Annotated in this window: 29 protein-coding genes and 2 pseudogenes; 9 read left to right on the top strand and 22 right to left on the bottom strand. The window is 36.6% G+C overall.

Annotated features, from left to right (window positions below):
* Positions 1–433: 433 nt before the first annotated feature.
* On the bottom strand, positions 434–910 hold the full coding sequence (locus tag AsFPU1_RS09695; RefSeq protein WP_124976074.1) for a hypothetical protein: 477 nt from the start codon (positions 908–910) through the stop codon (positions 434–436).
* A gap of 3 nt (positions 911–913) precedes the next feature.
* Entirely contained in the window at positions 914–1,531 is a 618-nt protein-coding gene (locus tag AsFPU1_RS09690; protein WP_124976072.1) for a GNAT family N-acetyltransferase, read from the bottom strand.
* Positions 1,532–1,664: 133 nt separating this feature from the next.
* Between AsFPU1_RS09690 and AsFPU1_RS09685 the strand changes: the two genes are divergently transcribed.
* Positions 1,665–3,386 (top strand): GAF domain-containing protein, encoded by a 1,722-nt coding sequence (locus tag AsFPU1_RS09685; protein ID WP_227875716.1) that lies wholly within the window; start codon positions 1,665–1,667, stop codon positions 3,384–3,386.
* A 106-nt stretch (positions 3,387–3,492) separates the two neighbouring features.
* Here the strand turns inward: AsFPU1_RS09685 and AsFPU1_RS09680 are convergent, their stop codons facing one another.
* A complete protein-coding gene (locus tag AsFPU1_RS09680; RefSeq protein WP_124977074.1) occupies positions 3,493–3,762 on the bottom strand; it encodes a YciI family protein in 270 nt (89 codons plus the stop codon).
* A gap of 86 nt (positions 3,763–3,848) precedes the next feature.
* On the opposite strand from AsFPU1_RS09680, the gene AsFPU1_RS09675 reads away from it, so the two are divergent.
* Together AsFPU1_RS09675 and AsFPU1_RS09670 are read left to right on the top strand one after the other, a co-directional pair.
* On the top strand, positions 3,849–4,403 hold the full coding sequence (locus AsFPU1_RS09675; protein ID WP_124977072.1) for a 2'-5' RNA ligase family protein: 555 nt from the start codon (positions 3,849–3,851) through the stop codon (positions 4,401–4,403).
* Complete coding sequence (locus tag AsFPU1_RS09670) at positions 4,400–5,527, top strand: THUMP domain-containing class I SAM-dependent RNA methyltransferase (protein ID WP_124977070.1); 1,128 nt, start codon at positions 4,400–4,402, stop codon at positions 5,525–5,527. The genes AsFPU1_RS09675 and AsFPU1_RS09670 overlap by 4 nt, the downstream gene beginning before the upstream one ends.
* 36 nt (positions 5,528–5,563) lie before the next feature.
* Here the strand turns inward: AsFPU1_RS09670 and AsFPU1_RS09665 are convergent, their stop codons facing one another.
* From AsFPU1_RS09665 to acnB, 10 genes and pseudogenes are all read right to left on the bottom strand, one after another.
* A complete protein-coding gene (locus AsFPU1_RS09665) occupies positions 5,564–6,013 on the bottom strand; it encodes a type II toxin-antitoxin system VapC family toxin (protein ID WP_124977068.1) in 450 nt (149 codons plus the stop codon).
* A gap of 182 nt (positions 6,014–6,195) precedes the next feature.
* Positions 6,196–6,381 (bottom strand): annotated as a pseudogene (locus AsFPU1_RS23420) (type II toxin-antitoxin system Phd/YefM family antitoxin); the annotation flags it as partial.
* Positions 6,382–6,434: 53 nt separating this feature from the next.
* The gene (locus tag AsFPU1_RS09655; protein WP_124977064.1) at positions 6,435–6,779 is read right to left on the bottom strand and encodes a XisI protein; all 345 of its coding nucleotides are present in this window, start codon (positions 6,777–6,779) and stop codon (positions 6,435–6,437) included.
* On the bottom strand, positions 6,767–7,183 hold the full coding sequence (locus AsFPU1_RS09650; protein ID WP_124977062.1) for a XisH family protein: 417 nt from the start codon (positions 7,181–7,183) through the stop codon (positions 6,767–6,769). Before AsFPU1_RS09650 ends, AsFPU1_RS09655 begins: the two co-directional genes overlap by 13 nt.
* Before the next feature lie 115 nt (positions 7,184–7,298).
* The gene (locus tag AsFPU1_RS09645) at positions 7,299–7,676 is read right to left on the bottom strand and encodes a type II toxin-antitoxin system VapC family toxin (protein WP_124977060.1); all 378 of its coding nucleotides are present in this window, start codon (positions 7,674–7,676) and stop codon (positions 7,299–7,301) included.
* Positions 7,677–7,847: 171 nt separating this feature from the next.
* Positions 7,848–8,045: pseudogene (locus AsFPU1_RS23415) on the bottom strand (type II toxin-antitoxin system Phd/YefM family antitoxin); the annotation flags it as partial.
* Between the two features lie 15 nt (positions 8,046–8,060).
* The gene (locus AsFPU1_RS09635) at positions 8,061–8,249 is read right to left on the bottom strand and encodes a type II toxin-antitoxin system RelE family toxin (RefSeq protein WP_227873604.1); all 189 of its coding nucleotides are present in this window, start codon (positions 8,247–8,249) and stop codon (positions 8,061–8,063) included.
* Entirely contained in the window at positions 8,236–8,577 is a 342-nt protein-coding gene (locus tag AsFPU1_RS09630; protein ID WP_124977054.1) for a XisI protein, read from the bottom strand. Before AsFPU1_RS09630 ends, AsFPU1_RS09635 begins: the two co-directional genes overlap by 14 nt.
* The gene (locus tag AsFPU1_RS09625; RefSeq protein ID WP_124977052.1) at positions 8,565–8,981 is read right to left on the bottom strand and encodes a XisH family protein; all 417 of its coding nucleotides are present in this window, start codon (positions 8,979–8,981) and stop codon (positions 8,565–8,567) included. Before AsFPU1_RS09625 ends, AsFPU1_RS09630 begins: the two co-directional genes overlap by 13 nt.
* 50 nt (positions 8,982–9,031) lie before the next feature.
* Positions 9,032–11,641, bottom strand: a complete 2,610-nt coding sequence (gene acnB / locus AsFPU1_RS09620; protein ID WP_124977050.1) for a bifunctional aconitate hydratase 2/2-methylisocitrate dehydratase — start codon at positions 11,639–11,641, stop codon at positions 9,032–9,034.
* Positions 11,642–11,843: 202 nt separating this feature from the next.
* Here acnB and AsFPU1_RS23530 point away from each other — a divergent pair, with 202 nt between their 5' ends.
* The 5 genes from AsFPU1_RS23530 to AsFPU1_RS09595 all read left to right on the top strand — a co-directional run bounded on the left by AsFPU1_RS23530 (position 11,844) and on the right by AsFPU1_RS09595 (position 14,117).
* Positions 11,844–12,026, top strand: coding sequence for a DUF6888 family protein (locus AsFPU1_RS23530; RefSeq protein ID WP_438357534.1), 183 nt, complete (start codon positions 11,844–11,846; stop codon positions 12,024–12,026).
* The gene (locus AsFPU1_RS09610; RefSeq protein ID WP_124977046.1) at positions 12,019–12,261 is read left to right on the top strand and encodes a DUF6887 family protein; all 243 of its coding nucleotides are present in this window, start codon (positions 12,019–12,021) and stop codon (positions 12,259–12,261) included. Before AsFPU1_RS23530 ends, AsFPU1_RS09610 begins: the two co-directional genes overlap by 8 nt.
* A 60-nt stretch (positions 12,262–12,321) precedes the next feature.
* Complete coding sequence (locus AsFPU1_RS09605) at positions 12,322–12,813, top strand: TIGR00725 family protein (protein ID WP_172957558.1); 492 nt, start codon at positions 12,322–12,324, stop codon at positions 12,811–12,813.
* A 45-nt stretch (positions 12,814–12,858) separates the two neighbouring features.
* Entirely contained in the window at positions 12,859–13,326 is a 468-nt protein-coding gene (locus AsFPU1_RS09600) for a DUF29 domain-containing protein (protein WP_125061091.1), read from the top strand.
* A 188-nt stretch (positions 13,327–13,514) separates the two neighbouring features.
* The gene (locus AsFPU1_RS09595) at positions 13,515–14,117 is read left to right on the top strand and encodes a superoxide dismutase (RefSeq protein WP_124975449.1); all 603 of its coding nucleotides are present in this window, start codon (positions 13,515–13,517) and stop codon (positions 14,115–14,117) included.
* Between the two features lie 176 nt (positions 14,118–14,293).
* Here the strand turns inward: AsFPU1_RS09595 and AsFPU1_RS09590 are convergent, their stop codons facing one another.
* The 6 genes from AsFPU1_RS09590 to petM all read right to left on the bottom strand — a co-directional run bounded on the left by AsFPU1_RS09590 (position 14,294) and on the right by petM (position 19,118).
* The gene (locus AsFPU1_RS09590) at positions 14,294–15,721 is read right to left on the bottom strand and encodes an NAD(P)(+) transhydrogenase (Re/Si-specific) subunit beta (protein WP_124975447.1); all 1,428 of its coding nucleotides are present in this window, start codon (positions 15,719–15,721) and stop codon (positions 14,294–14,296) included.
* A 2-nt stretch (positions 15,722–15,723) separates the two neighbouring features.
* Complete coding sequence (locus AsFPU1_RS09585) at positions 15,724–16,011, bottom strand: NAD(P) transhydrogenase subunit alpha part 2 (RefSeq protein ID WP_124975445.1); 288 nt, start codon at positions 16,009–16,011, stop codon at positions 15,724–15,726.
* A 71-nt stretch (positions 16,012–16,082) separates the two neighbouring features.
* Complete coding sequence (locus AsFPU1_RS09580; protein ID WP_124975443.1) at positions 16,083–17,240, bottom strand: Re/Si-specific NAD(P)(+) transhydrogenase subunit alpha; 1,158 nt, start codon at positions 17,238–17,240, stop codon at positions 16,083–16,085.
* A 355-nt stretch (positions 17,241–17,595) separates the two neighbouring features.
* Positions 17,596–18,519, bottom strand: coding sequence for a thylakoid membrane protein ThyD (thyD, locus tag AsFPU1_RS09575; protein ID WP_124975441.1), 924 nt, complete (start codon positions 18,517–18,519; stop codon positions 17,596–17,598).
* A gap of 14 nt (positions 18,520–18,533) precedes the next feature.
* On the bottom strand, positions 18,534–18,905 hold the full coding sequence (gene psb28 / locus AsFPU1_RS09570) for a photosystem II reaction center protein Psb28 (protein WP_124975439.1): 372 nt from the start codon (positions 18,903–18,905) through the stop codon (positions 18,534–18,536).
* A gap of 99 nt (positions 18,906–19,004) precedes the next feature.
* Positions 19,005–19,118 carry a cytochrome b6-f complex subunit PetM gene (gene petM / locus AsFPU1_RS09565; RefSeq protein WP_124975437.1) on the bottom strand — a complete coding sequence of 38 codons (114 nt, stop codon included), beginning with the start codon at positions 19,116–19,118 and terminating at the stop codon, positions 19,005–19,007.
* 145 nt (positions 19,119–19,263) lie between these two features.
* Here petM and pdxA point away from each other — a divergent pair, with 145 nt between their 5' ends.
* Complete coding sequence (gene pdxA / locus AsFPU1_RS09560) at positions 19,264–20,307, top strand: 4-hydroxythreonine-4-phosphate dehydrogenase PdxA (RefSeq protein WP_124975435.1); 1,044 nt, start codon at positions 19,264–19,266, stop codon at positions 20,305–20,307.
* Positions 20,308–20,352: 45 nt separating this feature from the next.
* On the opposite strand, the gene AsFPU1_RS09555 is transcribed toward pdxA, so the two are convergent.
* From AsFPU1_RS09555 to AsFPU1_RS09545, 3 genes are all read right to left on the bottom strand, one after another.
* Positions 20,353–21,168: an Rpn family recombination-promoting nuclease/putative transposase gene (locus AsFPU1_RS09555; RefSeq protein WP_368665972.1), complete on the bottom strand. Its 816-nt coding sequence runs from the start codon at positions 21,166–21,168 to the stop codon at positions 20,353–20,355.
* A 37-nt stretch (positions 21,169–21,205) separates the two neighbouring features.
* A complete protein-coding gene (locus tag AsFPU1_RS09550) occupies positions 21,206–22,033 on the bottom strand; it encodes an Rpn family recombination-promoting nuclease/putative transposase (protein WP_368665971.1) in 828 nt (275 codons plus the stop codon).
* 67 nt (positions 22,034–22,100) lie between these two features.
* The gene (locus AsFPU1_RS09545) at positions 22,101–23,705 is read right to left on the bottom strand and encodes a hypothetical protein (protein WP_124975429.1); all 1,605 of its coding nucleotides are present in this window, start codon (positions 23,703–23,705) and stop codon (positions 22,101–22,103) included.
* Between the last annotated feature and the right edge of the window lie 3 nt (positions 23,706–23,708).

Genomic DNA, 23,708 nt, shown 5'->3' with positions numbered 1-23,708 from the left:
TAAGCAGGTATGATCAGGGTTTGAACAGGGTCTTGATCACGAAGGGAACTAGATTATTGGTTGAGAGTTGGTTATCCTAGATTTTGTTCCTTAACAATACTACATCATTGAGTTAACTTTTGTAAAGTTTCTGAAACACAGGAGTTCTCCCAAGAATATATGCTTATCGTGACAGAGTATCTACAATAGCAAAAAACGATTGCATCCTAGAAAACAAAATGAAGATTTTTTTCAAGATTACCTGACAAAAGCTGACTTACCTGAGTTGGGTGTTAGGAGTTCGGAGTTCGGAGTTATAATTCTTCTCACGATAGAATAAGGGTTGCCAGACTCCTAATTTTGACAAATTGTCCACCAAAATTGCCAGATTTCGAACTCAGATGACTTAGCATAGAAGGATCATTCTTTACTGATAACTGATAACTGATAACTGTTAAAGCAGTTCACATTCATAGCGGACTTTTTTCATGGTTTGGGGGAGTACACCTACTAATAAGGCGAAAGCTTCGTTAGGGAGTTGACTGGCAGTATCAGCATCAAACCAGTGTTCAAATTGATTAAGAATAACTTGTCCCCGTTGTTGAGCAATAGAATTATCTGTAATTTGTTTAGCTAACTTGACCCATTGTCGTCGAATTAAATAACTATTAATGCGTTCTTGAGTGGTTTTAGGCATGACTAAAGCGAGATTACCTACGGGAAGAACATTTATGACATCTTGGTCAAATTCTGCGCCAATGGCGGCACCAGGGCCGGCAAATTCGGCATAATAGGGTTTATAAAGAATTAAACCATTTTTACGACGGGGATTAACGATCAATAGTTCTTTTTTCTGTAAACAAGTCAGGATATCAGCAATTTGTTGTTCTCGTTTGCTTTTAGCTTCAGTGGTTAGGAAGTTTTCTGACATCTTTTAAAGTGACTGGGTATCAATTTTTAAGGTTTTTTGTAAAAATAAGCGTTTGGGACTTTTAAATAACAAATTATGCCAACTTATTTCAGTTTTAAGGAGTTGATAACCCAGACTAAGATAAAGCTTTTTAGCAGGATAATTATCTTCTAGGACGTGAAGACTAAGGGATTGATGATCCCATTCTACCGCAATTTGTTCACATTTTAAGAGAAGATTTCGGGCTACACCTTGTCGTCGATAAGTATGACTAACGGCTAAATTGCTAATATAAAGAGATTCATTGATCAATCCATTACGCAGGGCAATTTCTACTGTACCCACGATAGATGGTAGGTTTTCCCTGGCTATTTCCCCAGATTCAAGGGCTACCAAACAGCGATAATAGGGATAAGAGGAACTTAAACGAGTTCGTAAGTCTTCGTATACGCCTAATTTTAATACAGGTTGTAGCCAAGACAGCCAGCCATGAGGGGGGTGAAAGCTCTGAGTCAGAACCTCAACGAGTCCTTTAATATCATGAATTTGAGCTATTCTAATAGTAACTGGGGGAGTTTTTCGATGACTATCCCTGGGTGTTGAGCGATAAGAGAAAACAGATGATAACCGACAAAATTCCACAAACTCTCCCCACTGAATTAAAATTTGGCTCGATTGTGCCTTTGCTCTATTTTATCAAAGCTACGCTTGGTTTGGGTGTGGGGTATGAATGCTCAGTTATCAATTATCCTTGATCTGTGTGAATAGCTATTTCTTGTCATCGACACTTGATTCTTCTTCTTTGGGGGAAGGCATACTAAAAATTGTCACTCAGTTGGGACAACTATTAAAGGTTGATTGGTGTATTTTACGTCCCTTTCGCTCAAATTCCCTCTTGCGTCAGACTATTATTTATCCCTCTCTCAACTTAACCCAGGACAATAATACCGAGATTTCTCTTAAGACTCAGCTTTTAGAACAAACAATTTGGGAAACCCAGAAGATTGAAATTATTTCTTGTGTGTCGATTGCACTTGCTCAAGAAAATAGCCCTCAACAGCAGCAAAAAGTAGAAGCTTATCAAAAAATGGGTATTGGAGCTTCTTTATTAGTTCCTTTGATTTTAGATGAAAAATTAATCGCTGTTTTGGGTTTACATCATTGTCGTCCTTGTTATAGTTGGTCTGAAGACGAGATTCTCTTAACCACTATACTAATAGAACAAATTACCTTAGCCATTTCTCAAGCTCAAGCTTATGAGGAGGTGAGAAATTTAGCCCATAGAGAAGCTTTAATTAATACCATTACGGCGGCTATTCGGGCTAGTCTTGATCCTGAAGTAATTTTTAAAGCGATCACTTATCAATTAGGCCAAGGGTTAGGCATAGATGGTTGTGCTTTGTCTCTTTGGACAAAAACTGATGAATTTGTCCAGTGTGTTGGTTTGTATGATCGTCATGAGGTTAAGGTAGATCCCCTTCCTCAGTCTATTGTCCCTATTGCTCAAAATCGGGTGTTACAAAAACTTCTTAGTACTATGATGCCTGTGATATTTGAGGATATGGATAAATATCCTGATATGAATCAATTTGATCTACCGTTGCGTCAAAAGACTCAAGCGTTACTGATAGTTCCTTTAATTGTGGATGGGGAGATTATTGGTAGTATTTCTTTACGTCAGGTTGATCGCCCTCGTCATTGGTTATCTTCTGAAATTAAGTTAGCTCAAGCGGTAGCGTCTCAAGCCGCGATCGCGGTACAACAGGCTAGACTTTATGATAAAACTAAACAACAAGCTGAACAATTACGTCAAAGTGAACAACGGGTTAAACAACTTAATCGATATTTGACAGAATCTGTCCTGAAACGGTTTTTACCGGCTTCTATTGTCAATAAGGTAGCCACAGGGGAGTTAAGCTTAGATTTACGTCCCGAACCGCGTTTAGTTACCATTTTGTTTAGTGATTTGGTGGGTTTTACTCCCTTAGCGACTCAATTAGGGGCCCAAGCGATCGCCACTTTATTAAATGAGTATTTTGAGGCTATGACGGTGGCGGTTTTTGACTATGGGGGAACGGTAGATAAGTTTATTGGAGATGCTTTGATGGCTTTATTTGGTGCGCCAGAGGATTTATCGGCGAAAGAACAAGCTCATCGAGCGATCGCGGCTGCTAGGGGAATGTACCGTCAGTTAGAGGTTCTCAATCAACGGTGGAAAAGTCAAGGTTTAGTGGATGTTCCGGTACAATTTCGTTGTGGTATTAACCAAGGGAGTGCGGTAGTGGGGATGTTTGGTGGGGTACAACGTTCTGATTATACTGCTATTGGCCCGGCTGTTAATATGGCGGCTCGTTTACAAGAAGTAGCTGAGGCTAACGCCATTTTAGTATCTGAAACCGTAGCAGAGTTTTTAAATCCTCAAGAAATTCAACTTATTCAATCTCTTAAATTAAAAGGAATTGAAGAGTCTATTGTCATGTTTTCTGTGAGAGTCTAGTTTTATTCTACCACAATGACAAATTTAACATATTTCAATAGATTGTAGGTTGGGTTGAGGCACGAAACCAAAAAAAACCAAATCCTAATACAATAAATTAGTTGTGTCAGTCCATTACGACAATACACCATTCATGCAACTCATATTCCACACAATGATTGAAAATTAAAGGATCTTGTGCCACAATTGTTTTAGCATCCTCTAAAGAATCCGCCTGAAAGAGTAACATTCCTCCCCCAAAATCCCCCCAATATCCTGTCTTAGCTTGATGTCCTTTAGCAATGAGATTTCTGACATACTCTTGATGAGCCGAAACATAGCGATCAAAAGTAGTTTTATCAACAATTCCTCGTTCAATCTTAACAAACCAAGGCATAACTAAATAAGGGAGTTACTCAGAATTCAATCTATATTATACCTCATTTTCACTCATTAATTAATATACTCTCACGATACAATTTTATGGACTATTCAAAAAGACGATTTTTTATTGCCTTACTGCCTCCTCAAGAAGTGCAAGAAATAGCCAGCAAAATTCAACACTATTTTGCTGAAGTTTATCAGAGCAAAGCTGCTCTTAAATCTCCTCCTCATATTACTTTACAGCCTCCCTTTGAATGGGAATTCAGTAATTTATCTAATTTAGAGGAACAATTACAAAAATTCTCTCAGACTCAATATACTCTGTCCTTAACATTAGATGGTTTTGCCGCATTTAAACCTCGTGTTATTTATATGAATGTTTTAAAAATGCCTGATTTACTATTGATGCAAAAAGATTTAATGTTTCATCTGGAGTCAGAATTACAAATTATTGATCCTGTATCTAAAAGTCGTCCCTATACCCCTCATTTAACGGTGGCTTTCCGAGATTTAACTAAACCTAATTTTCATCAAGCTTGGACAGAATTTCAGACAAAAGAATTATATTTTGAATTTTCTGTTGAGCGACTGACTTTATTGATTCATAATGGTAAAATGTGGGAAGTACAGCAACAATTTTTATTTAATTCATGACTAATACTTATTTTGCGACTGTGGCCAGAGGTTTAGAAGAAATTGCAGCTAAAGAATTAGAAGATTTAGGCGCAAAAGAGGTGATTCCTGATTTTACTGGGGTTCATTTTCAAGGAGATAAAGAATTACTCTATCGGGTTAATTTATGGTCAAGAATCATTTTTAGAGTTTTAGTTCCCATTGAAACGGTTGATAGTGATGATTCCACTCAATTATATGACAATGTTCAACAAATAGATTGGTCTAATTATTTACAGCCTGATCAAACTTTTGCCGTTAATTGTACAGGCAACAATCAAAATTTGAATCATACTCATTTTACCGCATTACAAATTAAACAAGCAATTGTAGATTATCAGTATCAAGTATTTCAAGAAAGGTCTGATATTGATGTCAAGAATCCTAATATTTTAATCAATGCTCATATTAAAGACAATCATTGTATAATTAGTTTAGATAGTACGGGAGAGAGTCTACATAAAAGAGGCTATCGTCCGGCTATGGGGTTAGCTCCTCTAAAAGAAACCTTAGCCGCAGCTTTATTAAAAATGGCTAATTGGGAACCGAATATTCCCTTTTTAGACCCTATGTGTGGCTCAGGAATTTTACCCATAGAAGCAGCATTACAGGGGTTAAATATTGCCCCTGGTTTATATCATAAACAATTTAGTTTTGAGAATTGGCAAGACTTTGATCAAACTTTGTATGAGAAAATAATTCAAGAGGCAGAACAGCAACAATTAACTAATCTAAAAGCCCCGATTTTTGGCAGTGATCAAGATTTTGATATTATCAAACAAGCTAAAACAAATGCGAGAAATTGTTATGTTAATCATCAAATTGAATTTAGTCAAATAGAATTAGAAGATGTTGAACCTCCCACCGATCAAGGAATTATAGTTTGTAATCCTCCCTATGGTAAACGTCTTGGTAATTCTCAAGAATTAGGAGAATTATATAAGTTATTAGGGGATGTTTTTAAACAAAAATTTAAAGGTTGGACAGCTTATGTTTTAACGGGAAATAAAGAATTATCTAAGCAAATTGGTTTGAGAACTTCTCGTCGTCTTCCTGTTTATAATGGTTCAATTGCTTGTACTTTATTAAAATATGAATTATATTAAGATAAAGTTTCTAAATCACTTATAAATGAATCCAAATTATATATCTTGCCATTCTCTAGCGTCAACAAATATAGAAAGGTGCTTCGTGTTACTTGTTGCAATAATGACCTCATATTTATTATCTTTTAATAAAAGTGCTTGAGCAGCTAAAATAACATCACCATCTAACGCTTTATTATCAGCAGTGGGTTTACCTTTTTGTCTTGCTTTAGCCCATAAATCTGCTGCTTTTAACATTACCTCAGTCGTAATAGGAAGATAAATTAGTTCAGATTTAAGCTGATTAAGTTTCTTAATTCCTGATATTTTATTAGCTCTTAATAGTTCTCGTCTAATTTCATAATCAACAATTTCTGACAATATTACCTCATATCCTCTCTCAAATAGCGTATTAAACCATTTTTGACAATCTTTTGCCAATATACTCGCTTTAGGATTAGTAATTAATCCCACTGGTGTAGAATCAAGAATAATGACTTTTATCATAATTTTTAGATAGAAACTGTTTCTAAAGATTGAATAATTGATAAGGTTTCTTTTTGTTCTTGTTCATCGTCCCATTTATCCCATGACTCAAATATTTGCTTCATTTTTTCTTGTTGTTTTGTCTTATCTTGTTTGCTAATCTTATTAATAGCTATTTGCCAATCAGATGAGGCTTTTTGTTGCATCTTTTTAACTTCATCTAAAGAATAAGTTGGAACGTCTTTTTCTTCTTCTTTAGCTTTTCTCAAATCTTCTAAGTCCTCTAAATTTTCTAATATTTCTTGAATTTTCAGAAATTCCTCATAAGTTAAAACAGCAAATTCTTTTTTGCCATTTTTGCTTAAAAATTCAGGATGTAGTTCAATCATAATTAACGGCCTTATTTTAGTTTCTAGGATAACACTATTGATTGTTTGAGATTTTAAGCAATAGCAAATTCAGTATATTTACGAGTTTCGGGATCATGAAATGCTAAAACAATATCTTCTTTGGGGACTCCTTCTCTTAATAATTCAGTAGCAATACCTTCCTCAGTCCAATCTTCCTCAACATAAATTTTATCGTTTTTAATCCTAACATAAACAGAAATTGCTTTAACTCGTTTTCGTTCATGCCACCCTACATCAAACCACAGATATTGATCTCTTTCTTCATCAAAAGCTAATACAGTATCAACCCCAGATATATTAGGGGTTTGACTAGCAATTTGATCATATTCTGTTAAAATTTTTTTGACAAGTGAGCGATAATGACTTAATTTATCCATTTAATCACTTTCTCCTCATAAATATTAATAACAATTAGTAAAATTTGATACTGCTCTGTGACCAGTTTAACACCTTTTTGTTGAAAGAAAGTTTCATAGACTTCTTGTTCAATCGCTAGGTAAAGATGACAATCAGGATTGATTTGAGATAATAGGGTGCGATATAAAATATATTGCCCTAAAGCACACTGAAATTCATGAATCAGGGAAAGACTTAAAAAACTTTTAATTTCAACAACAATGTCAGTGTCTTCTTTTTGTGCAGAAAACAACTTTTTTCCTTTAAGATCAGCAAATAGTTTGAGTCCCTCATATCTAATCGTATAAGGATCACGAATGATCTGCCAACCCTCCTTAATTAAAGCATTTTTAAATCCCTCATGGTAGATGTCTTTTGCCGGCATTACCTTATTTCTAGTAGTTTTTGATGATAGATATATTATAAGCGATCGCCTCCTTAGTTAATTAAGATAATGTTTAATACTTTTATTGGTTAATTTCATCTTGATTCAAATTAAATTACTTGTTTTTATAATTATCAAAAGGATTAAATATTTTTAATTCACTAATCCACCTAAAATCAGCAACATTCCTAGTGACAATAGTTAAATTATAAACTAAAGCTGTTCCAGCAATGATAGAATCTCCTAGAGACATCTTTCTAATTTGTTTTAGTCTGACTGCTTGATTAATGATAGCTTGAGAAATTGGTAAAATTTGAGACGCATTAAAAAACTGCCCAAAATAGTTTTTATCCTCATCATCTAATTTATGATAACCTAAGACTTCAATATAAGAAAGTGCAGAAACACAAGGACTATTCTCTGCAATAAACTCTCTTAAAAATTCATTTTCTATTTTTGCTGCATAGATAATAATATTACTGTCAAGTAACATGATTTAGTCTCTATTGGGAAGGGGACGATCCTGGCGGATTTCTTGTTGCCATTGTTGAGGATCAACTTCAGAAAAAGTATTGTTTTTTGAGATTTTTCTTAATGCTTCTGCCATTTTTCGACCATTAGATTTATTTTCATTTATTAGTTTTTCTGCTAATTCCATAGGATGATCTTGATTAAACATTTTCTTAACTTCATCTAATGAATAAGATGGACTATCTTTCTCCTCATCTTTTGCCTTGCTTAAATCTTCTAAATCCTCTAAATCTTCTAATAACTCTTGAATTTTCAGAAATTCCTCATAAGATAAAACAGCAAATTCTTTTTTACCATTCTTAGTTAAAAATTCAGGGTGTAATTCAATCATGTCTATCTCCTTAATTTAATTATAGGCATTTTGCCGATGTTTGACTCGATAAATTATTAAAGTATCATCTTCAATATAAAATAATACTTGATAATTACCGACTCGTAACCGATACTTTTGTGAAAAATTGGTTGATTTTTTAACATCTCCTTGTAAATTATCTGCTATTACCTCAATTTTAGCAACAATTTTAAAATGTTGCAAATTCTGTATATTTACGAGTTTCGGGATCATGAAATGCTAAAACAATATCTTCTTTGGGAACACCTTCCCTTAATAACTCATTGGCAATACCTTCTTCTGTCCAGTCTTCTTCAATATAAATTTTATCATTTTTAATGCGTATATGAACCTGAATATTTCTGATTTTTTTATTACCTTCCCAACCCATCAAAAGCCACATATATTGATCATGAACTTCATCAAATATAAGACAACTTTCTCTATTTAGATTGGATGAACCTGAAACCCATTCATGATATTCTGTTAGAACTTTCTTGATAGATTGACGGTACTTTTCTAGTTTATCCATTGTAAAATCTCCTCTTGTTCCATGTCAACAACAATTAAAAGTAATTGGTTTATTTCTGTAATATCTTTGATGGAATCTCTTTGAAAAAAGTTCTCATAAATACTGTCCTTAATAGCTAGATAAATTTGATATTCTGGTTCAGTAAGCTTGATGAAGTTCCGATATAAAATGTATTGGCCTAAAGCAATCTCAAAATCTCTCATTGGTGAGGGACTTAAAAAGCTTTTGATTTCAACAACTATTTTACCTCCATTCCGTTCAGCAGCAATGGGCTTTTCTATGGCCAAATCAGCAAATAATTCAGCATCTTTGTATTTAATTCTGTAAGGATCAGCCGTAATTGTCCAACCATCCTTAATTAAAGCATTTTTAACGGCATTATGGTAAATATCTTTTGCTGGCATTATCCTCCTTATAATTGGATCATTAGGTGGGCAATGCCCACCCTACTATCTTAACTTAAAACTCCCGCAGGAATGCCTAAAATATCCTCAATCTTGGGCATTTCTTCTAAGGGAATAACCCGTCCTTCATCTTCAAATCCTTCAATTTCATTGAAGTTTAAATAACGGTACAATTCACCTGCAAAGGGGTCAATTTTTTGGGTAACAATGGCCATATATTCCTCAACTGTTGGGATTTTTCCTAATAGCGCACAAACGGCAGCTAATTCCGCAGAACCGAGGTAAACTCTGGCCCCTTTACCCATACGATTATTAAAGTTGCGGGTAGAGGTAGAAAATACCGTCGCATTGTCTTCTACACGCGCTTGGTTGCCCATACATAGGGAACATCCAGGCATTTCTGTTCGCGCACCAGATGCGGCAAAAGTACCATAAACGCCTTCTTCTCGTAGCTGTTTTTCATCCATTCGGGTTGGGGGACATATCCATAAAACAGATTTAATGCGTCCGGCCCCTTCTAAAATTTTGGCAGCAGCGCGATAATGTCCAATATTCGTCATACAGGAACCGATGAAGACTTCATCAACTTTGTCTCCTGCACATTCAGACATCAATTTAACATTATCAGGATCATTTGGTGCAGCAACAATTGGTTCTTTGATCTCGCTTAAATTGATTTCGATGATGTCTGCATATTCTGCGGTTTCATCTCCTTCCATCAATACGGGATTTTTTAACCATTGTTCCATTTTTGCCGCACGACGCATCAAAGTTCGAGAATCTTTATATCCTCGTGCCACCATATTTTTGATTAGGGCAATATTTGACTGCAAATATTCCGCAATAGTCTCTTTTCCTAACTTAATAGTAGACCCTGCACAAGACCTTTCTGCTGTTGCATCGGTTAATTCAAAAGCTTGTTCAACTTTTAAATCTGGCAACCCTTCCATCTCCATAATACGGCCATTGAAAACATTAATTTTGTTTTCTTTAGCAACAGTTAATTTACCTTGTTGCATGGCAACCCAAGGAATAGCATTAACAATATCTCTTAATGTCACCCCAGGTTGTAATTCTCCAGTAAACTTGACTAATACTGATTCTGGCATATCTAAGGGCATAACCCCTAATGCTGCGGCAAATGCGACTAAACCGGAACCTGCGGGGAAGGAAATACCCAAGGGGAAACGGGTATGAGAGTCACCCCCAGTCCCTACCGTATCGGGTAATAACATCCGGTTTAACCAAGAGTGGATGATACCATCCCCAGGACGCAATGCTACCCCTCCACGAGTCGAAAAGAAGTCAGGTAACTCATGATGAGTTTTGATGTCTATAGGTTTGGGATAAGCAGCAGTATGACAGAAACTTTGTAAGGTGAAGTCTGCATTGAACCCTAAACAAGCAAGTTCTTTTAATTCGTCACGGGTCATGGGGCCTGTGGTATCCTGGGAACCAACCGTAGTCATAATGGGTTCGCAAGAAGTCCCTGGTCTGACCCCTGGTAAACTGCAAGCTTTACCGACCATTTTTTGCGCTAAAGTAAATCCTTTATGGGTATCTTCAGGGGTTGCAGGACGGACAAATATCGTGCTAGGTTCTAATCCTAGAGCGTGACGGGTTTTATCGGTTAAACCCCGTCCAATGAGTAAGGGAATGCGTCCACCGGCCCGAACTTCGTCTAGAATAGTGTCAGGTTTAGTGGTGAAGGTGGCAATTAATTCTCCTGCTTCATTAGTGATTTCCCCTTTGTAGGGATAAATGATGATCACGTCACCCGTTTCCATCTCCGAGACATCGCATTCGATGGGAAATGCACCGGAGTCTTCAGCAGTATTGAAGAAAATAGGGGCGATTTTTCCGCCTAAAATGTAGCCTCCAGACCGTTTATTAGGGACAAAAGGAATATCATTGCCAATGTGCCATAAAACCGAGTTGATAGCAGATTTACGGGAGGAACCAGTCCCCACTACATCCCCCACATAAGCGACAGGATAACCCTTTTCTTTGAGTCTGGCAATAGTTTTGAGTCCATCAGGCATGGACGATTCTAACATTACTAAGGCATGAAGGGGAATATCCGGTCTTGTGGTAGCATGGGGGGCAGGGGATAGGTCATCGGTGTTGGTTTCCCCAGGTACTTTAAAGACGGTAACGATAATGCTTTCGGGTACTTTGGGTTTACTGATAAACCAGTCAGCATTGGCCCATGCGTCAACAACTTGTTTTGCATGGGGGTTAGTTTCAGATAATTCTAAAACCTCATTGAAAACATCAAAAACTAACAGGGTTTTGCTTAATGCGATCGCTGCGGTAGATGCTAGTGTACTATCAAAAGATTTGAGTAAGTCTACTAAAGATTGTACGTTATAGCCTCCCATCATGGTTCCTAGGAGGTCTACGGCCCCTTGACGACAGATGAGGGGACAAGTTATCTCACCCTTAGCAATACCCGTTAAAAACCCTGCTTTAACATATGCTGCTTCATCCACACCAGGAGGAATTCTATCCTGTAATAACATCAAAAGTTCTTCTTTGAGATCTTTGGGGGGATTTTTTAACATTTCGCATAGTTGCGATGTTTGTTCTGCGGTTAAGGGGAGGGGAGGAATAGCAAGTTTTGCTCTTTCTGCTGCGTGTTTGTGATAGTTTTCTAACATTGCTGTGATTCTCCTGCTATGTACTTCTTGCTGTTGCGATGGAAACTGTCTAGGGTATCACTCTTAAGGGTATCAAGTTTATTCTGTAACGGTGTGGAGGGTTTTGTTAAGTTTCTTGGAAAGGGGTGTTAGGGTTGGTTGACGCTTTTTGAAAATTTGATATACTTTGAGGGTACAAGGATCATTTTTTTTAGGAGTTTAAATTATTCCTACACAAGCACAAGTTTGGCAATGTTATCGGTTGTGTGTTTGGGCAACTAAATTATATTTGCCTATCTATTTAATTCGTCTAGATGAACGCACGGGATACATTATTTTTATTGCTGGCGAAGAAATTTTAATTGAAATTTATCCTAATGGTAATTGGAGGTATGCTGATGACTGAACCTAATTTTAACACTATGAATCTCAAAAAGTTGAGACAATATATCTTATCTCATCGAGAAGATAACGAAGCGTTTTATACTTTTGTTGATCGAGTTGATAAGGAAAAAAACTGGATAAATAATCCGCCCCTAGATTCCATAGAAGATCTGGATAATTATCCAAATTTTTTAGAGAAAATTAAAAAAGATAAGGATAGAAAAGTTTCTGAAAACTTGGGCGATCTTTCTTTTTAAATACAATCAAAAAAGACGTTGCCCTTACTTTTTATATTAAAAAAGGAGACAAAATAAATCATGAAAAAAAGGATTATTGGAGTCATGGGGCCAGGAGAATTAGGCACAGATACAGACATTAAAAACGCCTACGAATTAGGAAAATTAATTGCTCAAGAAGGATGGATATTATTAACAGGTGGCCGCAATGTAGGAGTAATGGATGCAGCAAGTAAAGGGGCTAAAGAATTCGGGGGTTTAACAATTGGAATTTTACCAAATAATAATACTAAAAATATATCTGAGTTTATTGATATTGCTATTGTGACTGATTTAGGAAATGCTCGAAATAATATTAATGTTTTATCTTCTGATGTTATAATTGCTTGTGGAATGGGGTTGGGAACTGCATCAGAAATAGCTTTAGCATTGAAAAATAATACACCTGTTATCTTATTAAGTGAACACTCAGAAAGTCAACAATTCTTTAAACAATTATCACCTAATTTAGTGACAGTAGCAGTTAATACTCAAACAGCTATTAACTATGTAAAAAGAATACTTATGGAATGAGCTATAATGGTTTTAGGGAAAGTCAAGAATAACGGTAAGGCAATTATGAATCTATCAACGGTACATAATCTCAAAGAATTGTATGAAATTGACGATTATCTATGGATCAGAGAAATCGTAAAATTGTTAAGAGAAAAAAGGTTTAATGAATTGGATTTAGAAAATTTAATTGAGGAGTTAGATGATTTGGGAAGTGAAAAAAAGCATAAAATAGAAAGTCTATTAGAACAGATAATTCGTCATTTGCTGATGATAGAATATTGGCATAATGAGAATGAAAGAAATTATCGAAACTGGTGTGCAGAAGTGATCGGTTTTCGTACTCAAATTAATAGACGTATGACAACGAATTTCTATAATTATCTTGAGGAGAATCTTTCTATTATTTATAAGAAAGCACGTAAATATGTTTCAGTTAAATCGGGATTAGATACTTTCCCCCAAGAATGCCCCTATACAATACAACAATTGTTAGATGAAGATTGGTTCTGTGAAAAAATCAATCAAATGTAAGGATAAACACCAAAATCTAGAGAGTATATTTACTTAATTTGGATTCGGTAACGTTTTAAGCTAAGATCTAAGTATTAAGTTTTATTGCATCAGCATCAGACCGTATTCATAGTTAACAGTCTGAGCAATGACAAACATACTTAATAAATAATGATTCATCGAAGCAATCGACAGAGGATTGAACACCCATGGCTTACGAACTTCCTGCATTACCTTACGACTATACTGCATTAGAACCCCATATTTCTAAAAGTACCTTAGAATTCCATCACGATAAGCACCATGCAGCTTACGTCACTAACTACAATAATGCAGTTAAAGGGACTGATTTAGATAATAAATCCCTTGAAGAAGTTATCAAACATATTGCCGGTGATGCTTCTAAACAAGGACTATTTAATAATGCTGCCCAAGCGTGGAATCATTCTTTTTATTGGAATTGTATCAAACCTAGTGGTGGTGGCACTCCCACCGGCCCATTAGCTGCTAAAATTAATGAGGATTTTGGTAGCTTTGAAAAGTTTGTTGAAGCCTTCAAAAGTGCAGGTACTACTCAATTTGGTAGTGGTTGGGCTTGGTTAGTATTAGATAATGGTACTCTAAAAGTTACCAAAACCCCTAATGCAGACAACCCTATGACTGCCGGACAAATTCCCTTATTAACAATGGATGTTTGGGAACACGCCTATTATTTAGATTACCAAAATAAGCGTCCTGCTTACATGGATACTTTTGTTAGTAGCTTAATAAATTGGGACTTTGTAGCAGAAAATTATGCCAAAGCTATCTAATTCTATTAATTAATAAATTCTTTTAGTAGGGTGAGCATTGCTCACCCTTATTTTTTAGGTAAGATTATGTTTATATTAAATAGTCAATCCCTTTGAGAAGTAATTCTTTCTATAATTATACCCCCCCATTCATCAAACAGGGAGGTATATATCAAGATTAAACTGAAGTTAAACAATTATAATTGTTTAACTTCAGCCACTAATTTAGAGACAACATCTTGCGCGCTACCAAAGAGCATCATGGTTTTATCATCGTAGAATAATTCATTTTCTACACCCGCAAAACCTGCACTCATACCCCGTTTAATGACAATAGTATGATGAGCTTTATCTACTTCTAAGATAGGCATTCCATAGATAGGACTGCTTTGATCATGACGGGCCGCCGGGTTAACCACATCATTTGCCCCAATAATCAAGGCTACATCAGTCTGCTCAAATTGAGGGTTGATGTCGTCCATGTCATACAATTGGTTGTAGGGAACGTTCGCTTCAGCCAATAACACATTCATGTGTCCAGGCATCCGTCCCGCCACTGGATGAATGGCATATTTAACCTCTACGCCCATTTTTTCAAGTTGACTAGCCAATTCTCTGACCGTATGTTGCGCTTGCGCTACCGCCATACCGTATCCGGGTACAATGACCACAGAACGGGCATAACCCAACATCATCGCCCCTTCTTCTGTATCGATAGAGTGGACTACTTTATCAGTGGCCGTACCGGAACCACCAACTACCGTACCGCCAGCACTACCAAACGCCCCAAAGAGAACGCTGACTAAGGAACGGTTCATGGCTTTACACATGATTTGGGTTAAGATGATACCCGATGCTCCCACTAATGCACCAGCCACGATCAACATATTGTTCATTAAGATGAACCCGGCCGCACTGGCTGCTAAACCAGAAAAACTGTTTAAGAGGGAGATAACTACAGGCATATCGCCACCACCAATAGGCAGGACGAATAATACCCCAAAGACCAGAGAAACAACCGTTAATGCCAAGAAAAGAAGTGGGTTAACCGGGTTGAAGAATAGATAAACACTGCCCGCAATGAAAGACAGAAACAGAAAAATATTGAAAGGTTGTTGTAGGGGGAAAGTCACAGGAGAACCGCTTACTAAGCCTTGTAACTTAGCAAAAGCTAGTAAACTACCCGTTAAGGTGACACCACCGATAAATACCCCTAAAATAGCCACTAAAGTTGCATCAATGGGAATAGTTGACCCTGTGTCTAATAAACGCCAGAATTCGCCAACAGCAACTAAAGCACTAGCAGCACCCCCTAATCCGTTGAAAATACCCACCATTTGGGGCATTTCCGTCATGGCTACTTTTTGCGCGGTGATAGCCCCAATAATGGAACCGATAATAATCGCCACCAAAATCATCTCATAATTGAGAACAGACAGATTAATCATGGTAGCGACCGTGGCTAAAAGCATACCCACTGCCGCGACAATATTACCTTGACGGGCCGTGGCCGGTGATCCCAGTTGCTTTAACCCCACAATAAATAGGGCAGCAGCAACTAAATAGGTCAATTCGATGCCAGTGGTCAAACCCGACAGGGCCTCATTACATAAAGTATCGTTCATGTTTATGCCGCCTTTTTCTTGAACATTTGTAACATACGATCAGTGACTAAAAAGCCGCCGACCACGTTAACGGTAGCCAATACCACCGCAATTAAGCCTAAAATAACGGTAAGATTCCATTCTCTGGGGCCAGCAATTAATATTGCCCCAACGACCGCAATACCTGAAATAGCATTAGCCCCTGACATCAGAGGAGTATGAAGGGTGGGAGGCACTTTATTAATGACCTCAAACCCTACAAAGGAGGCTAAAACGAATACGACTAAACCAATCAATAATCCAGTGGTCATGGATGACATTACTCCTTATTCAGTGACCAGTTACCAGTGACCAGTTATCAGTTAAATCACTGTTAACTGTTTTATGCTTCTACTAAGGTAGATAGGGCTTGTTTAACCTTGGCGTGGCGAATTTCTCCCTCGTAGGTGACACAGGTACTATCAATGATGTCATCCTCGAAATTAAAGTTAAATTCTCCATCTTTGACGAGATATTTCACCAAAGTTAGTAAGTTTTTGGCATAAACTTGACTCGCATCGATAGGAACAGAAGACGGTAAGTTTAAGGGGCCAATAATGGTAACACCGTTGTAGTAAACATCTTTGCCCGGTTCCGTACAAGCACAGTTGCCTCCTTGTCCAGCCGCCATATCTACAATGACCGAGCCTAATTTCATCTCTCCTACCATTTCTTCGGTGACAATCAGAGGGGCCCGTTTTCCTTGAACTTGAGCAGTGGTGATCACCACATCCGCTTTTTTAACATGTTCAGTTAACACTTGACGGATGCGTTCTTGGGTACTTTGACCGACCTCTTTGGCATAACCCCCATTGGTTGCGGTGTCTTCTTCGATGGGAATTTCGATAAATTTAGCTCCCACACTTTGCACCTCTTCTTTGACCGCAGGACGCACATCAAATGCCTCTACAACTGCCCCTAAACGACGGGCCGTGGCGATCGCTTGTAACCCGGCCACACCTGCACCAATGACTAAAACTTTAGCGGGGGGAATAGTTCCGGCCGCCGTAGTCATCATAGGGAATAATCTGGGTAAGGAAGCTGCTGCAATTAAAGCTGCTTTATATCCAGCAATATTGGCTTGAGAAGACAGCGCATCCATGCTTTGGGCGCGACTGCTACGGGGAATTAATTCCATGCTCAAAGCCGTGATTTTGCGTTGAGCTAATTCTTGAATACGTTCTGGGTTAGCTAGGGGATCAAGAAAACTAATGAGAACGCTTCCTGCCTTGAGCCAATTCATTTCCGGTTGTCCATGCTGTATCCCTGGAGGGCCAACTTTGAGTAATAGATCGGCTTCTCCCCATAATCGACTCGGAGAACTGATTATGGTGGCCCCAGCTAGTTCATAGTCAGCATCCGTAAAATGGGCCCCAAGTCCTGCCCCAGTTTGCACCAATACCTCAAACCCCAGCTTAACAAAGCGCGAGACGGTATCGGGAACCAGAGCCACTCTCAATTCTCCCAGTTCACTTTCTTTTGGAACAGCAATTTTTATCATTCGTAACCTTCCTTCTATCAGTTATAGGTCAAAGAGAGCCTTGCTTGTATTTTCAGGGGTTATGGGTTGGTTAAGGGTAAACCTTAAGTTCTTCTTCACTGTTTTTATGCAAAAGTTAAAATTTCTCCCTTTTCTGGCCCATCTTCCTTGGTTTTCTTGGTTTGACTCAATATAAACCACTTCTTTTTCTTTAGTGTAAGTGACTTAATCTCTAATGTTTCAGAACTTAATTAAAATTTAACTGTAACATTAGTCACATTCTTTCGTGTTAAATTTTTCTGACATTCATGTTTTTTTAAAGTTTAAGCCATGTCCATCTGTTCAAAAAAATGCTCAGAAAATATTCCTGCAAAAATTACATCTTTTCAAGAATATCTGTTAACGCTAATTTTAAGGTCGGATATTGATATTGAAACCCCATAGATTGAGTTTGATTTGGTAAAACTTGTTGTCCTTCTAAAACTACTTTTGATGCTTCTCCTAATAACGCTTCTAAAGCAAAATCAGGAACAGGCAACCAAGATGGCCGATTCATCACTTCCCCTAACACTGTACACAATTGACTCATTCTTACGGGATTAGGTGCTGTTGCATTAAAGGTTCCTTCTAGATTATTTTTAGTTAACCCTTCTAGGATTAATTTAACCAGGTCATCTAGATGAATCCAAGAAAACCATTGACGACCATTTCCTAAGGGCCCTCCTGCAAATAATTTAAAGGGAGGAATCATTTTTGCTAAGGCCCCTCCATCCCCTAAAACAATACCCAATCGTAAAATAATAAGGCGAACTCCTAACTGTTTGACTTGTTTTGCTTCTGTTTCCCATATTTGACAAACTTCGGCTAAAAAATCCTCTCCTGGAGGGCTATTTTCATCAAATATCTTAATCTCGCTAGTCCCATAATACCCAATAGCTGAGGGATTCACTAAAACAGAAGGTTTAATCTCAGCTTGCGCGATCGCTTCGACAATTTTTTTAGTTCCTAACTGACGACTTTCTAAAATAGCTTTTTTATGTTCTGGTGTCCAGCGTTCAGCAATGGGTTCTCCTGCTAAATTAACCACTCCATCACACCCAGAAATAGCCTTTTGCCATGGCCCTGATTCTGTTGGTTGATAGGGCATAATAGTGACATTAGGAAATAGAGAAGCAGGATATTTTTTTTGAGCATAATTAACATTACGAGTCAAGACTAAAACTTGATGTCCTTGTTGTTTTAATACCTCAACTAATCGAGTTCCGACAAATCCTGTTGCACCAGTAATTGCTATTTTCATGTGATTTGATTTAATTATTCTTTGGTGTCTTGATAACCCATACCGTTGGCCTCAGCATAACGATTCATAAAGCGCATAAAACGTTCCCAGTGGTCATCTTCGTGAATTTCAAAGCCACATTCAACCCGTTTTAAGTCATCTCCTTCATCTCCACCCCAAATAATTCTTAAAGATGAAGGAGTAACACTGATTTCGCCTTCTGAATCAATTAGACGTAAATCTCCGTAAGTTTGTTCAGTAAAACTTTTGAATTTTTCCAGAGATTTTAATTTATCAAATATTAGTAAAACATTACGGATTCCTGTTTCTTTACTACGGCGTAAACTAACGTTACTTAAATCTTCAGAAATGCCTACGAAAAATTCTAGGGAAGGAGTAGTAGTCATAAAATTAACTCCTTAAAAATCAGGGTTTATTAGGGGAGAAAGAATCAGATTAGCTAAAGAACTAATCCTCTGACCCTTTCTCTTATTGTAACTAAAAATTTATTCCGGTTCTCCCCCTTGAATTTTGAGAAGAAGAAATCCCCAAGCTAAACCCACTAAAATGAGAACACTCATTAAAATTGCTCCATTAAACATCATACTTTCAGCAGTCATTTCTTTTCTCCCAAGTTGATAGATAATTCCTTAATTATTTTAGCCTAGCAGTAAGCTTACCTGGTTTGGCATAATTATTTCACAAACTCTAAGCTTTAATTAAGTCATTATTGCGTATTGTAAAACACGAAGGGAACAAAAAGAAATGAAATCATCTAATTTAATTATAACAATGGGCGATCCTGCCGGAATAGGCCCAGAAATACTTCTAAAAGCCCTTAAAGATCCTATAATTACCCAAACTTGTCATCTGACAGTGATTGGAACGCGATCGCTATTTGAACAAACTTACCAACATTTACGACATACTGGGGAAGTGGCTGATCCCGATAGGTTTGAGATGATAGACATTCCCCTAGATAGGATAACACAAGGTCAAATTATCACAGGTAGGGGCAATGCAGCGAGTGGGGCAGCCAGTTTTGCCTATTTAGAGGAAGCTATTAACCGTACGCTTAGGGGCGCGTTTCAGGGCATTGTGACTGCCCCTATTGCTAAATCTTGTTGGAAGGCAGCAGGATACAATTATCCGGGCCAAACAGAGGTATTAGGGCAAATTGCAGGGATCGACAAGTTTGGAATGTTATTTGTCGGGCGATCGCCTTATACGGGTTGGACTTTACGGACTTTATTAGCGACGACTCACATTCCTTTAAATGAAGTTTCTGCTGCTTTAAATCCGCAGTTAATGTCCTTAAAATTAGACTTATTAATTAACTGTTTACAACAATATTTTAACATAAAAAATCCTCAAATTGTGATCGCGGGTTTAAATCCTCATAGTGGGGAACAAGGACAGTTAGGAAGGGAGGAAAAGGACTGGTTAAATGATTGGTTAGAAACGGAACAAAAACAGAGATATGATGTTAAATTAGTTGGGTTAATTCCTCCTGATACCATGTGGATAAAACCTGCTCAATCTTGGTATGGTAATCTTAATAATAGTAGTAACAAAGTAGATAATTCAGCCGATGCTTATTTGGCATTATATCACGATCAAGGATTAATTCCCGTTAAATTAATGGCGTTTGATCAAGCAATTAATACTACGATTGGTTTACCCTTCATTCGCACTTCTCCTGATCATGGAACAGCCTTTGATATTGCGGGAAAAGGCATCGCTAGGGCTACCAGTATGAAAGCAGCAATTGAGTTAGCTTCTGAATTAATTTATCATAAATTAAAGTAGATGAGTCATGCCAATTATATATATTATTTTTATTTTAATACGCAATTATGATGTCATTTTTTTTGCTTCTTTTTGTACAATTTCTAAAGATAAATCTAAAGATTCAGCAATAATTTCTAAGGGAAATCCTAATTTTAACATCCTGGAAATAGATGCTAATTTAGCTTGTTCAATTCCCCGTTCAATTCCCCGTTCAATTCCCCGTTCAATTCCCTGTTCAATTCCTTCCTCTAAAGCTTCTTTATAAAATTCGGTTTCTTTCAAATCACTTAAACTAAACATTGTTTCTATCTCCTTTCTTTTCATTTTTGGTAGTTTATAGATTAAGATGGTTTCGATTAGTTTTAATAATTCCTCCCTTTTGCTTTCATTTTCCCATTCTTGTCTGACTCGTTCAATTAATTGTTTTCCCTGTTCAATTGCTTGCTTTTCTGATTCTACTACTAATTTTATTGTAGCTAATCCGATGGAGGTTTGTCTCTTATTTCCTAATTCGTTCAGATAAAAACGGGAAACTCGATCACCCTTGAGTAATTCTTGATAACGGGAGATGTCTCCTGTCTCAACTCCTCTATTCGGATAAATAATGACTCCATACCAATTATTCCTTAAGTTGGTTTTACTCAAATAGAGAAATATTTCGCTAAAAAAACGACCATAGAAGTTGACATCAGGTTGAAATTGTACTTCTAAAAAGTAAATAGGTTGGGTTACATCTTGAGGAAGAAATACTCCATCAATACGAAAAGCAAGTTGTTTGACTTCTACTGAAGAAAATTGATAAAGATTAGCCGTTTCTGGGGGATAATTAATCAGTTCAAAGAAAACCTGAGGTAAGGTTTGAAATAGTTGGTAAAAAATACTGTCAGTTTTCGTAGTTTTTCTCCTTTTTTCTGCTCTATTTATTCAATTTATCTACTTCTTGCTGTACAATTTCTAAAGATAAATCTAAAGATTCAGCAATAATTTCTAAGGGAAATCTTAATTTTAACATTCTGGAAATAGATGCTAATTTAGCTTGTTCAATTCCCCGTTCAATTCCCCGTTCAATTCCCCGTTCAATTCCCCGTTCAATTCCCTGTTCAATTCCTTCCTCTAAAGCTTCTTTATAAAATTCGGTTTCTTTCAAATCACTTAAACTAAACATTGTTTCTATCTCCTTTCTTTTCATTTTTGGTAGTTTATAGATTAAGATGGTTTCGATTAGTTTTAATAATTCCTCCCTTTTGCTTTCATTTTCCCATTCTTGTCTGACTCGTTCAATTAATTGTTTTCCCTGTTCAATTGCTTGCTTTTCTGATTCTACTACTAATTTTATTGTAGCTAATCCGATGGAGGTTTGTCTCTTATTTCCTAATTCGTTCAGATAAAAACGGGAAACTCGATCACTCTTGAGTAATTCTTGATAACGGGAGATGTCTCCTGTCTCAACTCCTCTATTCGGATAAATAATGACTCCATACCAATTATTCCTTAAGTTGGTTTTACTCAAATAGAGAAATATTTCGCTAAAAAAACGACCATAGAAGTTGACATCAGGTTGAAATTGTACTTCTAAAAAATAAATAGGTTGGGTTATATCTTGGGGAAGAAATACTCCATCAATACGAAAAGCAAGTTGTTTGACTTCTACTGAAGAAAATTGATAAAGATTAGCCGTTTCTGGGGGATAATTAATCAGTTCAAAGAAAACCTGAGGTAAGGTTTGAAATAGTTGGTAAAAAATACTGTCAGTTTTCGTAGTTTTTCTCCCTATACGTATAATAAAAAATATCCTCTTTTCTAAATATTACCTATAAATCTCGTTCTAAAACCAAAGATTCATTAATATTTAATTGTTTAATTTGCTCAGTTAAGTCTAACCAAGGTTGTAATTGTCCCCGTTGAAAAGTACGACTCATTACTACATAAATTGAGGTTTGATCACAACCAATTCCGGCTGATCTTATATCATCCCAATTTCCTGAAGTAGCAGAAATTTTATCAATTACTTTCCATTTTCCATCTTCCCATAATAGTTCACGGTAAAACTGAAACGGTGCATTTTTTTTGCCCGTAATTAAAATCTTCTGTAATAATTTCCGAATTAAATTAGGAAAGAAACGCCCAAAACTATACATAACTACCCGTAAAATTATTAAATTTAGAGTAGTCATTTGTTTTTGTTTTGCCCATCCTAATGCTCCTTGAATACTGATTTTATCATCTTCTATTTCTATTTTATAACGTTTACTAACTAAATGGGCAACCGCATTTTTAATCTTATTTTTTTCTTGTATTTGCAAAGAAAATTGAGTATCAGAACAGATTAATTTTCCTTCACGAAAAAGCTTGAAAACTCCTCCTTTATTTAAGGCCAAATATAATTCTGTATCTTCTCTACGATCAATAATAATTCCCCCTTCCTCTAAGCGAAAACGTCCCGTTAAACGGGGTTTAATTTCTGGTCTTTCTGGTACAAAATCTCGCCAAGCTAATAAATAATTCCAAGTATGATGACCAATAATATGATCATCAGCATAACAGGGAGCAAGTCCCTTTTCTAATCCCTTGAGAAATTGATCATTAATAGTTAACGCTTCTGGTAGCCATTTTCCCACTAATTCAAAACCATGAGGGAAGAAATTATAAGTATTACGACTGGTATATTCTCCTCCATAAGAACCGTCAGGATGAACAAATTGAGAAGCTAAAATAACTGCTTTAGCAATAGCATCTTTTAACCTTGTATTCTCAGGATTAAATTCATAAATTCGGGCTAAACATGATATAGTTAAAGTATGATAACCTGGATCACATCCTTCATATTCTTGAAACCAACCTTCAGTATTTTGCCAAGATAAAACTTGTTCTAAACGTCGTTTTTTTTGTTCATTCCATCGGTCAGTTTTAATCAATTTAGATAACAATTCTAAACACAAAACAATCAAAGCTTGATGATTAGTTAAACGACCACTTTCTTGATGATGAGCTAACCAATCAGCCCTTTTAATACAAAAATCAATAATTACCTGATTATCTAAGTTTAATAATTGATAACTTTCGAGAAAAGCGAGTAAAGAAAAAGCGGCAGCACCTCCTGCTCTTTCAAAGGGAAAATAGTCATCACAAGAACTATCAGAATGTGCGCTTTCAGCAGCATAGAGAATTCCTGCTTCTACCCAATTTTTAATAATTGGTTGTTCATAAAAAGGGTTATTAGGAATATTTGTCTGATAAGCTAATGCTAGGGGATAGACAAATTCTTGAGACATTCCACTAGGAAAGTCAATGATTTTATATTGCCAAAAATTCCGATCAAAACAACCATAAGTAGGACTATGAGGATTACGATCAAGAAGAGTTAAAAGTTTAGGAATTTGAGCGATCGCTTCAGTAGCAAATAAGTCTTTATTCATAGA

The organism is Aphanothece sacrum FPU1, assembly GCF_003864295.1.
In the GTDB taxonomy this organism is placed as follows: Bacteria; Cyanobacteriota; Cyanobacteriia; order Cyanobacteriales; family Microcystaceae; genus Aphanothece_B; species Aphanothece_B sacrum.
The sequence above is the reverse complement of the archived record's forward strand: the minus strand, read 5'-3'. Positions and strand labels throughout refer to the sequence as shown.